This is a genomic window from Candidatus Glassbacteria bacterium (genome assembly GCA_019456185.1).
Taxonomy (GTDB): domain Bacteria; phylum Gemmatimonadota; class Glassbacteria; order GWA2-58-10; family GWA2-58-10; genus JAJRTS01.
The window spans coordinates 113,360-127,559 of sequence record VRUH01000005.1 but is presented as its reverse complement, the minus strand read 5'-3'; the positions used below and the strand labels follow the sequence as shown (position 1 = coordinate 127,559).

13 protein-coding genes are annotated in these 14,200 nt (G+C 58.4%); 6 read left to right on the top strand and 7 right to left on the bottom strand.

Annotated elements, in window-relative coordinates; translation table 11 throughout:
• Nucleotides 1–19: 19 nt before the first annotated feature.
• Both FVQ81_03520 and serS read left to right on the top strand, forming a co-directional pair.
• On the top strand, nucleotides 20–1,288 hold the full coding sequence (locus FVQ81_03520) for a glycosyltransferase family 4 protein (protein MBW7995645.1): 1,269 nt from the start codon (nucleotides 20–22) through the stop codon (nucleotides 1,286–1,288).
• 58 nt (nucleotides 1,289–1,346) lie between these two features.
• Nucleotides 1,347–2,618 carry a serine--tRNA ligase gene (serS, locus tag FVQ81_03515; GenBank protein MBW7995644.1) on the top strand — a complete coding sequence of 424 codons (1,272 nt, stop codon included), beginning with the start codon at nucleotides 1,347–1,349 and terminating at the stop codon, nucleotides 2,616–2,618.
• A gap of 119 nt (nucleotides 2,619–2,737) precedes the next feature.
• On the opposite strand, the gene FVQ81_03510 is transcribed toward serS, so the two are convergent.
• The 6 genes from FVQ81_03510 to FVQ81_03485 form a co-directional block, all read right to left on the bottom strand.
• Nucleotides 2,738–3,700 carry a glycerate dehydrogenase gene (locus FVQ81_03510; GenBank protein MBW7995643.1) on the bottom strand — a complete coding sequence of 321 codons (963 nt, stop codon included), beginning with the start codon at nucleotides 3,698–3,700 and terminating at the stop codon, nucleotides 2,738–2,740.
• 6 nt (nucleotides 3,701–3,706) lie between these two features.
• Nucleotides 3,707–4,303, bottom strand: a complete 597-nt coding sequence (locus FVQ81_03505; GenBank protein ID MBW7995642.1) for a hypothetical protein — start codon at nucleotides 4,301–4,303, stop codon at nucleotides 3,707–3,709.
• A 417-nt stretch (nucleotides 4,304–4,720) separates the two neighbouring features.
• Nucleotides 4,721–5,614, bottom strand: coding sequence for a PIG-L family deacetylase (locus FVQ81_03500; GenBank protein MBW7995641.1), 894 nt, complete (start codon nucleotides 5,612–5,614; stop codon nucleotides 4,721–4,723).
• Between the two features lie 111 nt (nucleotides 5,615–5,725).
• A complete protein-coding gene (locus FVQ81_03495) occupies nucleotides 5,726–6,619 on the bottom strand; it encodes a PIG-L family deacetylase (GenBank protein MBW7995640.1) in 894 nt (297 codons plus the stop codon).
• 124 nt (nucleotides 6,620–6,743) lie between these two features.
• Nucleotides 6,744–7,673 (bottom strand): PIG-L family deacetylase, encoded by a 930-nt coding sequence (locus FVQ81_03490; GenBank protein ID MBW7995639.1) that lies wholly within the window; start codon nucleotides 7,671–7,673, stop codon nucleotides 6,744–6,746.
• Between the two features lie 81 nt (nucleotides 7,674–7,754).
• Nucleotides 7,755–8,558, bottom strand: coding sequence for a PIG-L family deacetylase (locus tag FVQ81_03485; GenBank protein MBW7995638.1), 804 nt, complete (start codon nucleotides 8,556–8,558; stop codon nucleotides 7,755–7,757).
• 445 nt (nucleotides 8,559–9,003) lie between these two features.
• Between FVQ81_03485 and FVQ81_03480 the strand changes: the two genes are divergently transcribed.
• Both FVQ81_03480 and FVQ81_03475 read left to right on the top strand, forming a co-directional pair.
• Nucleotides 9,004–9,477: a hypothetical protein gene (locus tag FVQ81_03480; GenBank protein MBW7995637.1), complete on the top strand. Its 474-nt coding sequence runs from the start codon at nucleotides 9,004–9,006 to the stop codon at nucleotides 9,475–9,477.
• 280 nt (nucleotides 9,478–9,757) lie between these two features.
• Entirely contained in the window at nucleotides 9,758–11,245 is a 1,488-nt protein-coding gene (locus tag FVQ81_03475) for a sulfatase (protein ID MBW7995636.1), read from the top strand.
• Between the two features lie 77 nt (nucleotides 11,246–11,322).
• Here the strand turns inward: FVQ81_03475 and trxB are convergent, their stop codons facing one another.
• Complete coding sequence (trxB, locus tag FVQ81_03470; protein ID MBW7995635.1) at nucleotides 11,323–12,252, bottom strand: thioredoxin-disulfide reductase; 930 nt, start codon at nucleotides 12,250–12,252, stop codon at nucleotides 11,323–11,325.
• Between the two features lie 363 nt (nucleotides 12,253–12,615).
• On the opposite strand from trxB, the gene FVQ81_03465 reads away from it, so the two are divergent.
• Both FVQ81_03465 and lepB read left to right on the top strand, forming a co-directional pair.
• Nucleotides 12,616–13,266, top strand: coding sequence for an HU family DNA-binding protein (locus FVQ81_03465; protein ID MBW7995634.1), 651 nt, complete (start codon nucleotides 12,616–12,618; stop codon nucleotides 13,264–13,266).
• Nucleotides 13,267–13,450: 184 nt separating this feature from the next.
• Nucleotides 13,451–14,152 (top strand): signal peptidase I, encoded by a 702-nt coding sequence (gene lepB, locus FVQ81_03460; GenBank protein ID MBW7995633.1) that lies wholly within the window; start codon nucleotides 13,451–13,453, stop codon nucleotides 14,150–14,152.
• Nucleotides 14,153–14,200 lie beyond the last annotated feature (48 nt).

Below are 14,200 nucleotides of genomic sequence, written 5' to 3'. Positions count from 1 at the left end.
CTTGGCTCCAGGCGGCTCGATGAAAATCCTGATGCTCACCCAGTATTTCTACCCCGAGGTGGGCGCCACCCAGACACGAATCCACGAGTTCGCCCGCAACCTGATCGACCACGGGCACGATGTAACCGTCATCACCGAGGTGCCCAACCACCCGATCGGGATTGTCCACGAGAAATACCAGGGCCAGCTGTTCATCGAGGAGGAGTACGACGGGATCAGGGTGATCCGGGTCTGGGTCTGGGCCAGGGAGAAGAAAAATTTCGCCAACCGCATCCTGTTCTATCTCTCCTACATGGTGATGAGCTTTTTCGCCGGGCTGTATTTCCGGGGCAAGTACGACATCATCTTCGCCACCAGCCCGCCGCTGTTCGTTGGCGTGAGCGGCTACCTCCTGTCGATTTTCAAACGCGGCAAGTTCGTGCTTGATGTGCGCGACCTGTGGCCCGCCGCGGCCACGGCCCTGGGCGAGCTTTCCAACCGCCGGATAGTGGAGATGGCCGAGAAGATCGAGCAGATCCTGTACAATAACGCCGATGCGATCGTGGCGGTCACCCGCGGGTTCTGCGACTTTATCAGCAACAAGGTGGGAGGCCGGGAGAAAATCCACTATATCCCCAACGGGACCGTGGTCGACCTGTTCGTGCCCCAGCAAACCGACAAGGATCTCAAGAAATCCCTGGGGCTGGACGGCAAGTTCGTGGTTACCTTCGCCGGTACGCTGGGTATCGCCCAGGGCCTGTGGTCCACCCTGCACGCGGCAAAGCTGCTGCGCCATTACGACGATATCGCCCTGCTGATGATCGGCGAAGGGCCGGTAAAACGCAGCCTGATCGATCTGACCCGCGAACTGCGCCTGAACAACGTGTTCTTCCACTCCCAGGTCCCGATCAACAGGATTACGCCCTATCTCAACCTCAGCGACGTGCTGCTGGTCTCGCTCAAGGACGATACCGTGTTCGACACGTTCATCCCGTCGAAAATGTTCGATTTCATGGCCTGCGGCATACCGATCATCCTCTCGGTCGACGGCGAGGCGCGCAGGATATTCGAGGAGGCCGAGGCGGGGGTCTACGTGTCGCCGGAAAATTTCTACGAGATGAGCGATGCGATAGTCCAGCTCTACGAGGACCGCGAGCTATGCCGCCGGCTGGGCGAAAACGGCCGTCGCTTCGTAATCGAAAATTTCAGCCGCCGCGAACAGGCGCTCAGGCTGGAGCACGTCTTCAAGGGTCTGCTCGCCAGCCCGCCGCCCGGCGGCCATGTCGTGGAAATCCCCCAGGGCGCCTGAGCCGCTGCCGCTGGAAATAACCTTACGCAAACCAATCGGCACAGGGAGTAAGCTACGAATGCTCGATATCAAGTATATCAGGCAGAACCGCGAGGCGGTTGAACGGGGCGTGGCCAACAAGCAGGTCGCTATCGATTTCGACCGCCTGCTGGCGCTCGACGAGCAACGCCGAGGCCTGCTGGCCGAGAGCGAAAGCCTCAAGGCCGAGCGCAACCAGGCCAACCAGCAGATCGCCGCGGCCAAGAAACAGGGCGGACCGGACAGGGAGTTGATCGAGCGGATGCGCGAGGTGGCCGGCCGGATCAAGGAGATGGATACCGAACTGGCCGATCTGGAACGGGAACTGGACAGCCTGCTGCTGGAAGTGCCCAATCTTCCCCACGAAAGCGTGCCGGTCGGCAGCAGCGAGGCGGACAATGTCGAACTCCGCTCCTGGGGAGAGAAACCCGACCTGGCCTGGCAGCCCAAGCCCCACTGGGAGGTGACCGAGCAACTGGGGCTGGCGGATTTCGGTGCGGCCGCCAAACTGGCCGGCAGCGGGTTCAGCCTGTTCATCGGGGACGGCGCGCTGTTGGAGCGGGCGCTGATCAACTGGATGCTCGACGTCCACGTGACCGAACACGGCTATACCGAGGTTTCGCCGCCGTTTATCGTCAACCGCGACTGCATGACCAGCACGGGCCAGCTGCCGAAGATGGAAGAGGACATGTACCGGATTGATCGCGACGACCTGTTCCTGATCCCCACCGCCGAGGTTCCGGTGACCAATATCCACCGCGAACAGATCCTGGACGGCGACAGCCTGCCGATCTGCTACACCGCCTACACCCCCTGTTTCCGCCGCGAGGCCGGCAGTTACGGCAAGGACACCCGCGGGCTGTTCCGGGTCCACCAGTTCGACAAGGTGGAGATGGTCAAATTCGTGCGGCCCGGGACGAGCTACGATGAACTCGAGACCCTGCTGGGCAACGCCGAGGATATGCTCCAGCGCCTGGGCCTGCACTACCGCGTGCTGAGTCTGTGCACCGCCGATATATCTTTCGCCGCGGCCAAGTGCTACGACATCGAGGTCTGGGCGCCGGGAGTGGAGCGTTATCTGGAGGTATCATCGTGCAGCAATTTCGAGGACTTCCAGGCCCGCCGCGCCGGGATCCGCTTCCGGGCCGGGCCGCGGGAAAAACCGGAGTATGTCCATACGCTCAACGGCTCCGGGCTGGCCCTGCCGCGCACCGTGATCGCGATCCTGGAAACGTTCCAGAACCCCGACGGGACAGTGAGAGTCCCCGAGGTGCTGCGAACGTATATGCGGGGGATGGAGAAGATTGGGTGAGGGGCTCGTTGCCCACAGGACGGATGAGTATTATGGATTTAAAAAAAGCAAGGTAGTGATTGATTAATAAACGCCGACTGACATGGGTGAACACCTTTTTTAATCAAAGTCTTCCTGTGTTAGCAACCTTTCTCCAGATCGTTGACGTTATTCAATGGTTGGCCAGCCAGAAAGCGTTCCACATTGTCAACACAAACCGTCGTGCATCTTCGAACAGCCTCTTCAGTGTTATAACCAATGTGTGGTGTCATGATGACATTAAGCGGAGAAAATAAGCTCACTTCCTCTGAAGGAGGTTCATGAGAGTATACGTCGATACATGCTCCGGCTATCTCACCACGCATCAATGCGTCTGCAAGCTCTGGATATTTTACAATTCCCCCACGAGCCGTATTCACAAACAAAGCAGAGGATTTCATTTTGCGGAATTCAGGCTCTCCAAAGATTGATTCTGTTTCTGAAGTCAAAGCGGCATGCACGCTGACAACATCGCTCTCACGAAGGAGGTTATCCATAGAAACATAGGTCACTCCTAATTCGTTTTCTTTTCTTTTCCTGTGCGTTTTCGAGCAAGCGATTACCTTCATGCCGAAACCGTGCGCAATACGAGCCAAACAAGAGCCAATTTTTCCCAACCCGAAAATACCCAGTGTCTTGCCGCACAATTCGTGCCCACAAAAAGCCGACCAATTAAATTGACCATCTCGAACATGTTTATCCGCCTGAGGGATGTGCCGCAGAATCCCCAAAATCATTGCGAAAACGTGTTCAGCCACTGCAACTTCCGCATATCCCGGTACGTTGCAGATAAGAACACGATGCTTTGTAGCTGATGTCAAATCAATGTGGTCGGTACCTGAGCACCACAAAGATAACATTTTGAGATCGGGACACATTGTAAGTACTCTATCAGTTATTCTTGAAAATAGAATCAAGCCTATATTGGCATTTTGCAATCTTTGAATGACTTGTTCCTGATTGTAAGTATCATTTTTGTATATCACTACTTCGCCTAGATTTTTAAGCCGCTGACGGTTCTCAGGGTCAAGATGCAAATTGTCAACAACAACAATTCTCACGATTCTTTCCTATTGCTGTGCATTTCGCTTCTGGAAATAGTGTCGCGCGTTGAACAAGTAATCAATGGCTAAAAGAAGACCAAGCACACCAAGTGTGCCAATCTCCAGGTATTCCTTTGGTTTAGGATCATAACTCAATTTGTAGATTACGATTGACATAGCAAAAGAAATAATTGCCTCAATCCCGTCAAGTATTAGCCAACTCTTGAAAAGCCCAAGCAGGTGTCCTCCACGGGGTTTAGTCGGATCTACCGTCCGATTGAGAATCGTAAGCCAAAATAAGTCAAACAAGTAACAAAGACCATTATATGCAAAAAACGCAACACTATCCGCAATGCAGTAAGCCGCCAAGAGGAAACAAAACTTCGACGCTACCCCTATAAAGAAGGAAACTGCATTGTGGCTGGCAGCGAGGTCGTCCTTCTGTGAAATACTGAGATCAGCATAGAGATTCACATCTCCTTGGAAGAATCGAATGCTGTTGATGACGAAGTACAGAAAAATGCCAAGGGTGCACAGATCCTTCTGGGGGTTAGTCATGAACTGCATGACCGCCACAGTAAGGGGCATTGTAAGAAAGACTGTCAGTATCTCAATGCGTATCATTATCGCTTTGCCTTTTTGCTATAAATATCTATTCACTCTGCCTGTTAAGCTACGCAAAACCGATTAAGGAATTTTAGCCTGCCTTGCTCGTGCGTCGGTCCTAAACTATTAAGAAAAACCTTGGATAGTTCGTGGTGCTCTCGTCAAAATATTAACTTTATAAAAGTTAAAAGAAACTCCTAAGGCCTGTTCCTCAATTTCGATGTCCGGTTTTCGCCTTTTCTGGCCTTAAGCAAGAGATTCTTTTATTTCATGCCAACTTAAGCGCTCTAATCATTAATAACAATGTTTTTCTGGTTCATGTTAAAATAATCTTTGCACTTTATACCGACAGTATTTATAAATCAAAGAAATTAATTCGGTTAACCTCGGGTGAAGCTCCGGGGAACCGTAGTTGATAATAATTTCTCTCATTTCTCACTTCGGGAACAACTCCCAAAGTTCTTCCCTGCTGGGCCGCCTGCCGTACTCGCAGAGCTCGAACGCCTCGGTGTAGCCCACCTTGTCCGCATGCGCTTTGCCGTAGCGCGCCACCAGCTGCTCGTAATACGGGTTCTCCGCCCCCACCCGCGCCCGGCCCCGCCGGGACATCATCCACTGGAACCGCTCCTCCTTGCCGGTGGGAATAGTGCTCAGGTCGCGCCCGCCGATCCAGGGTCCCCACTCGAACATCTGGCTTTCCATTTCGCTTATCGCCCGCACCTTCTTCTCGATCACGGGTCCGATATCCACCACCACGTCCGGGCTGAACGGGTAGGGCTTGGTGAACCGGTCGCGGAAATACATGAACACCGGGTTGCGCTCCACGCGCGGGGTCTCGGGGCAGATATTGGGCACGGCCACCATGTAGGCCGCGTCCTGGACGATCACGCCGGTGTAGCGATGGTCGGGGTGGTAGTCGTTGGGGCGGTGGCTGATGACGATATCCGCCCGCCACTCACGGATCGCGCGGATCACCGCCTTGCGCGCCTCGAGGGTCGGCTCCAGCTCCCCGTCGTGGAACGCCAGGGTGCGCCAGCTTACGCCCAGAATTTCGGCGCTGCGCATGCTCTCGGCTGCCCGGCGGCGGGCCAGTGCGCCGCCGCCCTCGCTCTGATGGCCTGCATCGCCGTTGGTCACCGACACCAGCTGCACTTTCGCACCCGCCGCCGACCAGAGCGCGGCAGTCCCTCCGCCCTTGCCCTCGGAGTCGTCGGGGTGGGCGCCGATCATGATTACCCGCAGGGGCTCGGCGGCTGCATACGAGACCAAAGCGAACACCAGGACGAAAACCACAGCGATAAGGCGTTTGAATCCGGCCGGCCTGTTCATCGGCATATCCTTTCGGGAACAGTTAGACATCTGATTCCAATCTAGAGGGCGGCCACACGGGATCCGCCCCTGCATAATATCAGGAAATGTGAAGGCGCACCACATGCACGTTTACCTGGGAAACAGTTCCCAGAGTTCCTCGCGCGAGGGACGGCGGCCATACTCGCAAAGCTCGAACGCCTCGGCGTAGCTCACCTTGTCGGCCCGGGCCTTGCCGTAGCGCGCCACCAGCAGGTCGTAAAACGGGTTGTCGCGGCCCGTGCGGGCGGGAACCCAGTCGTCCTTCATCCATGCTATCCTGGCCTGCTCGCTTCGCGGAACAGCCGAGGGGTCGCCACCGCCGATCCACGGTCCCCACTCGAAAAGCTGGCTCTCCATGGCGGCCAGCGAGCGGATTTTCTTATCGACCACCCTGCCGAAATCGACAGCCACGTCCGGGCTGAACGGGTAGGGCTTGGTAAACCGGTCGCGGAAATACATGAACACGGGGTTTTTCTCCAGGCGTGGGGTCTCGGGGCAGACATTGGGCACAGCCACCATGTAGGCCGCGTCCTGGACAATCACGCCGGTGTAGCGATGGTCGGGGTGGTAGTCGTTGGGGCGGTGGCTGATCACGATATCCGCCCGCCACTCGCGGATGGCCCGGATAACCGCCTTGCGGGCCTCCAGGGTCGGCTCCAGCTCCCCGTCGTGGAAACCCAGGGTGCGCCAGCTTACGCCCAGAATCTCCGCGCTGCGCCTGCTCTCGGCCGCCCGGCGGCGGGCCAGCGCGCCGCCGCCCTCGCTCTGATGGCCCGCATCGCCGCTGGTCACCGCCACATGCATGACTTCCGCTCCGGCCTCGGCCCAGAGCGCGGCGGTGCCCCCGCCGGCGTACTCGGCGTCATCCGGGTGCGCGCCCACCAGGATCACCCGCAGGGGCTCGGCGGCGGCAGCGGAGGCCATTGCAAAGGCAAGCACGAATGCAACGGCCAGCATCCGTCTGAATCCAAAAGTTCTGTCCATCTCCCAGCTCCTTTGGTGAACAGCTGAAAACCGAATAGCTAAACAAACGGGCGGACCGGTGGGGTCCGCCCATACATAATATCTAGAAAAGCGAAAGTGCGCGAGGGGTACTCCCCGTACGCGGTTATTTGGGAAACAGTTCCCAGAGTTCCTCGCGCGAGGGCTGACGGCCGTACTCGCAGAGCTCGTAAATCTCGGCGTACTCCACCTTATCGGCGTGGGCCTTGCCGTAGCGCGCCACCAGGGTCTCGCGGCCCTGGTCGGTCCAGCTGCGCATGCCGGGGCCGCGCCAGCCCTTGAGCCACTCGAACCGGGCGGCCTTGCCCGCGGGCACCTCGCTCAGGTAGCCGGCGATCCAGGGCAGCCACTCGTACATCTGGCTGTCCATTGCATCTATGCTGCGCCATTTCAGGTCCATCACCGGGTCCACATCCACCGCCACGTCAACGCTCAGCGGATTCGGTTTCTGGAACCCGTCGCGGAAGTACATGAACACCGGGTTGTGCTCCACGCGGGGTGTCTCCGGGCAGATATTGGGCACGGCCACCAGGTAGGCGGCGTCCTGGACAATCACGCCGGTGTAGCGATGGTCGGGGTGGTAGTCGTTGGGGCGATGGGTGATCACGATATCCGCCTGCCACTCGCGGATGGCCCGGATCACCGCCTCGCGCGCCTCCAGGGTCGGCTCCAGCTCGCCATCGTGGAACCCCAGGGTGCGCCAGCTTACGCCCAGGATCTCGGCGCTGCGCCTGCTCTCTGCCGCGCGTCTGCGGGCCAGTGCGCCGCCGCCCTCGCTCTGATGGCCCGCATCGCCGTTGGCCACCGCCACAAGCTGCACCTTGGCCCCGGCTTTCGCCCAGAGCACGGCGGTCCCGGCGCCCTTGACCTCGGCGTCATCCGGGTGTGCGCCGATCATGATTACCCGCAGCTCCTCGCCCGTCCACCCGGGCGCCTTGCCGCCCCGGTAAACGGTCTGGGCCGCGGTAAACGACGGCAGGGACAGTACCAGCGCCAGCGCAGCCAGTCTGCTCAGTTTCACGGTAATCCGCTTCATCATCGCTCCAACTCCTGTCGGCTGTAATGAATCCAGTCGCGGGCGGCCGGTCCGGCGGTCCGCACGGGTAGAATAACATCTTCAGCGGGGAAACATCTCCCACAGCTCATCGCGGGTGGGCTGGCGGCCGTACTCGCAGAGTTCGAAACTCTCGCCGAATTTCACCTTGGCCGCGTAGCTGTCGCCGTAGCGTTCGGCCAGGGCTTCGCGGTGGTTGTCTGTCCAGCGGACAAAGTCCGGGCCGAGGTAAGTTTCAAGCCAGGCGCGCCTGCCCGGCATATCGTCGGGCACCTCATCCAGGCGGCCGTCCATCCAGGGCAGCCACTCGTACATCTGGCTGTCCATCGCATGCAGGGCGTCGTACTTGGTTTTCATAACCCCGGTCACGTCCACGGCCACGTCGGCGCGAAACGGCTGTGGTTTCTGGAACTCATCGAGGAAGTACATGAACACGGGGTTTTTCTCCAGCCGGGGGGTATCCGGGCAGATATTGGGCACGGCCACCAGGTAGGCCGCATCCTGCATGACCATCCCGGCATAGCGATGGTCGGGGTGGTAGTCGTTGGGGCGGTGGGAAATCGCGATATCCGCCTGCCAGTCCCTGATCGCGCGGATCACCGCCTCGCGCACCTCGATACTGGGGATAACCCCGCCGTCGTGGAAATCGAGCGTACGCCAGCTCACACCCAGAATCTCCGCGCTCTTCCTGCTCTCAATCGCCCGCCGGCGGGCCAGCGCGCCGCCGCCCTCACTCTGATGGCCGGCGTCGCCGCCGGAGATCGCGACAATCTGCACGTCCACGCCCGAGGCCGCCCACATGGCGGCAGTCCCGCCCGCGTAATACTCGCTGTCATCGGGGTGCGCCCCGATCATGATCACTCTCACCGCATTCCTCCTCGCTTACTTTAAGCTAAGATCCCGTTGAGACTCCAGCTCAACAGAGAAACATTTCCCACAACTGCACGCTCGCTCCCTGCCCGGCCCACAGCGCGGCCGTGGCCCCGGCTTTCAGCTCGCAGTCGTCGGGGTGCGCGCCGATCATGCTTGCTTTCAGGCTCTCGAACTTTTTACGGTTGCCGCTCAACTGTTACTCCCGTGCATGGCAAATTAATATTTTCTGTTTCGGCGGATTGACACGTATAATATAAATGAACATCCCCGCGCACAACTGCAATCGCACGGTGCGCAGCGGCGGGAATGAATCTTGCTTGTTATCCCGGCAGCCGCCGGCCGTGCTGTGCGAATAGCACGGTTGCGCCGCAGGCGAGCTCAGGCGGCCGGGTAGTTGTGTTCAGGCGATGGAAAAATCTGCTGACAGGAGAGCTGAGAGATGGCCGTGGAAATCTGGTTCCTGATCCTGCTTGGCGCCGTGCTGCTGACGGCCGAAATGGTGAGGATCGCCGGCCGCCGGAACGCAGGCAGCAGGCCCGCTCGCGCGGCAGGGAAGTCCGCCGGGAGAGCCGGAGTGCGTAAAATGGCCAACTACAAGCTGGCTCCCCGTGAGCCGGACGTGATGGCCGGAGCGCTGTTCGGGCTGCTGGCGGAAATCCTGAACCATGGGCAGATGACCGCGTTCGCGGATCTCGTGACCAGCAGTGAGATGACCGCGCGCTATATCGACAGGCTCGCCGCCCGCGAGGCCACAGCCGGGGTCGCCGAGAAACTGGCGTTCCTCAACGAGGCGATGGACCTCAACGGCTACGGCGGCGCAGAGCGTGCGCGGGTGGCATCCGTGCTCAAATCACGCGCTGACAATCAGTACAAGCTGCTGGAGATCCACAGGAACATGGACAAGATTCGCTGAGTAATAAAGTCCGCACCTGCACCGGGACGTCCGAGTACCCCGCTTCTTTTCCCCCCGATCACAACCAGTTGAAAACAGTCTGGATACCACACGGCAAGCCGCAGGAGTTGCCGAATTGCAGGTTTAAGCAAGCGTACACATGTCTGGCTGCAACCACAGAGAGTGAAATTTCGTTGATAAATCAGTTTCAATTAGTATTATTGGGAAGCGAAACACTCCCGCAGTTGAGCTATGGTATCTTATCGGCTAGGAGCGGACCATGAGCTTGAACCGTCGCCAAATGCTTAAAACCGTGCTGCCCCTGCTGGTATTGGGACCGGCCTGCCGGGCCGGGAACAAAAAAGTGCGCCCGAACATCCTGCTGCTCATGTCCGACAATCATTCGTGGAACCACCTTGGATGTTATGGTGACCGGGTGGTGCAAACGCCGAATATCGACAGGATAGCGGCCCAGGGAGTGAAATTCAGCCATGCTTTCTGCGCCGCCCCGTCGTGCAGTCCGGCGCGGGCGGGCATGCTGAGCGGGCAGGATATCTGGCGGCTGGAAGAAGGTGCTAATCTGTGGGGAATCCTGCCGGATATGTTCCCCTTTTACACCGACCTGCTGGAGGCTTCAGGGTACCATGTCGGCTCCCAGGGCAAGGGCTGGGGGCCGGGCAGTGTCGCCGAGAGCGGCCGTGAATACAATCACGGCGGCAGAACGTATAATTCCTTCGGCGAATTTTTGGAGAAGAATCTTTCCGATCAGCCGTGGTGTTACTGGTTCAGCAGCCAGAACCCGCACAGGCCGTATGAACTCGGTTCGGGAGAACGATCAGGGATGGACCCGGCCGAGGTGGAGGTGCCCTCCTACCTGCCGGATAACGACGCGGTGCGGGGGGATATCTGCGATTATTATTTTGAAATTCAGAAATTCGACGCCGAGGTCGGCGAAATCCTCCGCACGCTCGACGCCTCGGGGCAACGGGAAAAGACCCTGATCGTAATCTGCAGCGACAACGGCTGGCAGATGCCGCGAGGCCTGGCGAACCTTTACGATTTCGGCACCAGGATCCCGCTGATTTTCTCCTGGCAGCGGCAGATTCAGGAAGGCAGGACCGTGGACGATCTTATCAACCTGAACGATCTCGCCCCCACGTTTCTGGAAATCGCCGGAGTTCCCGTTCCCGCTGAGATGACCGCCAGAAGTCTGACCAATCTGCTCTTCAGTTCCCGCTCCGGCCGGATCGATCCAGCCAGGAACCGCGTGTTTACCGCCAGGGAACGGCATGCTCTGTGCCGCATGAACGGCCTGGGCTATCCGGGGCGGGCGATCCGGACCAGGGATTTCCTCTATATCAGGAATTACGAGCCCGAGCGCTGGCCCGGCGGCGACCCGCCGCTGTTCGGCGATTGCGATGCCCACATGCTGCACTACCCGGCCCCGACAAAAATCCACCTGCTGGCCCATCGAGACGAGCCGGAGATAAAGCCGCTGTTCGACCTGGCTTTCGCTAAACGTCCGGAGGAGGAGCTTTACGATCTGCGCAGCGATCCTGACCAGATGAACAATCTCGCCGAATCGGCGGACTGCCAGGCGCAAAGGGAAGAGTTGTCGAACGCCTTGAACGAGTATTTAAGCGCTACGGACGACCCGCGCATTTCAGGGAAAGAACTCAAATGGGAACAGGGGAAATACTACGAAACGGCGGATTTCAAACCAAGACCCAGCCGTGAGGCTATCGAATTACTGGACCTTGAGGAGGAGTATAACTACTTCCCTGAGTAGGACACGGTCCGGTTAGCCAGCACAACAAAAAAAGCCCTCCCCCATTGCCGGGGAGGGCTTTTTCAATTCAAGGCCGTTTATTCCAAAGCAGCCAGATATTTCTCGGCATCCAGGCTGGCCATGCAGCCCATGCCGGCGGCGGTAATCGCCTGGCGGTAGACGTGATCGACCACGTCGCCCGCGGCGAACACGCCATCCATGCTGGCAGCGGTGCCTCCCGTGACCAGGATATAGCCGTCGCCGTCCAGGTCGATCGCGCCCTCGAACGGCTCACTGTTGGGGATATGGCCGATCGCCAGGAAGAAGCCGTCGGTGGGGTGCTCGGTTTTCACGCCGGTCTTCACGTTTTCCAGCATCACCGCATAAACGCCTTTTTCCTCATCGCCCAGCACGTCGGCGACCACGGTGTTCCACGCTACATCGATCTTCTCGTTTCTGAGCACGCGGTCCTGCATGATCCGGCTGGCCCGGAGCTGGTCGCGGCGATGGACCAGGGTGACCTTAGTGGCGAACTTGCTGATGAACCCGGCCTCCTCCATAGCGCTGTCCCCGCCGCCGACAACGGTCACTTCCTTGCCGCGGTAGAAAAAAGCGTCGCAGGTGGCGCAGGTGCTCACGCCCCGGCCCATGAATTTTTTCTCGTTCTCCAGACCCAGCATTTTCGGCCTGGCCCCGGTGGCGATAATCAGGCTGTCCGCCGTGTAAAGATCACCGCCGGCGGTAAGCTTCAGTAGGTCGCCGTCACGCTCCAGCCCGCTGACATTCCGGCTGGCGAAGCTGGCGCCGAATCGCACGGCCTGCTTCTTCATGATCTCCATCAACTGCGGCCCGAGGATACCCTCCTCGAAGCCCGGAAAATTTTCGACTTCGGTGGTTGTGGTCAACTGGCCGCCGGGCTGGTTGCCTTCAAACACCAGCGGTTCGAGCGAGGCCCGCGCCGAGTAGATTGCCGCACTCAGGCCCGCCGCTCCGCTGCCGACTATCAGTTGTCTGTAATGCTGGCTCATCTCTTCCGCCTCCCGCACTTATCATTGAAACCGAATCTGCCAAAGTTCTCTCGCCTCCGGCCGATAGTTACCGTGCGGGGAAATATAATTATCCATCATCCGCCATGCAACCGGACTGTTTTTCAAGGCAGCGGACAGAGTTTTAGCCGGTGATGGAACAATGCTGCGACTCGATTGTAAATATAACCGGACCAACGCATTGCCAGCTCCACTTCCGGTTTGGCGGCTGGTGTCGAGGAGGCGAAAGATTTATCGATTGATAACTTGACAAGCTCCATGAATTTATGGTAAAGTCTTAGCGCAATCCCGTCAGGGCAGTGAGGGTTTCCGCTGCCTGAGGATACTTTCCCCGCCGGAGAAAAAATGGCTAAGGAGCTGTTTGGACAATACCTGGTCAGAATGGGCAAGGTAACCCAGGCTGACATCGAGGAAGCTTTGCTGCTGCAGGAGGTACTGGAGGACACCCTCGGGGCTACCGCGCTGGCCCAGGAAATGATCAGCTTCAAGCAGGTTGGAGAAATCCTGGACCACATGGACAAGTCCGACGAGAGTTTTACCGATGCCGCCCTGGCTCTGGGCCTGCTGACCAAACAGCAGATTACCCGGCTCAGGGAAGAAGCCGAAAGGAGCCATTTCAGGCTCGGCCAACTGCTGGTCGCAACCACCAAGCTGAGCCGCGATGAACTGGAGAAGCAACTGGAGGCCTTCCCGGCCGAACGCCTGATGGTCCCCAGTCCCAACGTGACCAAAGCAGATCTTGTAATGCGTGTCGCTGAAAAAACAGGCCGTGACAGCCGGACGGTCAAACAGCTGGTGGAATCTTTCCTGGAAAGTATCGGCAGCGCGCTGGCCGATGGCGGCAAGGTGACACTGAAGAACTTCGGCACGTTTTCCACCGCAGTGCACAGCGCGCGCAAGGGCCGGAACCCCCGCAGCGGCAAGCCGATCGACATCCCGGAGCGGAAAGTAGCCCAGCTTAAGTTCAGCCGCAGCCTCCGCGGGACGGTGGAGTAAAACACCCTGCCTTGCAATCAAATAAGGGATTGACAAACAGCCTGTTTTATATTAAATTTATAGGTTTTAACAGTTGGGTTTTGTGAGGACCGGGTTAGCTTGGTCCGTTGATAAATTTTTCGTAGCGGCTGCCGGAATCGTAGCTGGCTTTTTATGCGGTAACATTGCCGGCAGTGAATCGTTACTGGAGAGTCTGAATTTGAAGGAATGGGTTAAGTCCCTGGGTTTAGCTTTTATCCTGTTTCTGTTGATCCGCACTTTTTTTGTCCAGGCCTTTAAAATTCCCACCGGCTCGATGGAGAACACGTTGCTGGTGGGTGATTTTTTGCTTGTCAACAAGCTGGCCTACGGCGCGACAACCCCGCACAGATTGCCGTGGCTCGGGGTGGAGTTGCCGGAATTAAGGATCCCGGGCTACGATTCGCCCCAGCGGGGCGACATCGTCGTGTTCGAATACCCTTTCGATCGTTCGCTGGATTACGTGAAGCGCTGCGTGGCCGTACCGGGCGATACTGTCGAAATGCGGGACAAGGTGCTGTATATCAACAGCGTGCCTCAGGACGAACCCTACGCCCAGTACCTCGACCCCACGATCTACCGTGAGGGAGAGGACACGTTCTTTTCCGGCAATTTCAAATGGCAGTACGACTACCTGTGCGGCCGGGAAGGGGATTATCACCCGACCCGCGATAATTTCGGCCCCCTGGCCGTGCCCGAGGGACAGTATTTCTGCATGGGAGACAACCGCGACCATTCCAGCGACAGCCGTTACTGGGGGTTCGTCGACCGCAAGCTGATTGAAGGAACGCCCGTGATTCTGTATTTCAGCTGGGACAGCAGCCAACTGATCCCACGCTTTGACCGGATCGGTCACCTGATCGACTGAGGCTGCGATCCGACGGTGCCGGCCGCCGGTTCCGATAAATCGTACTCG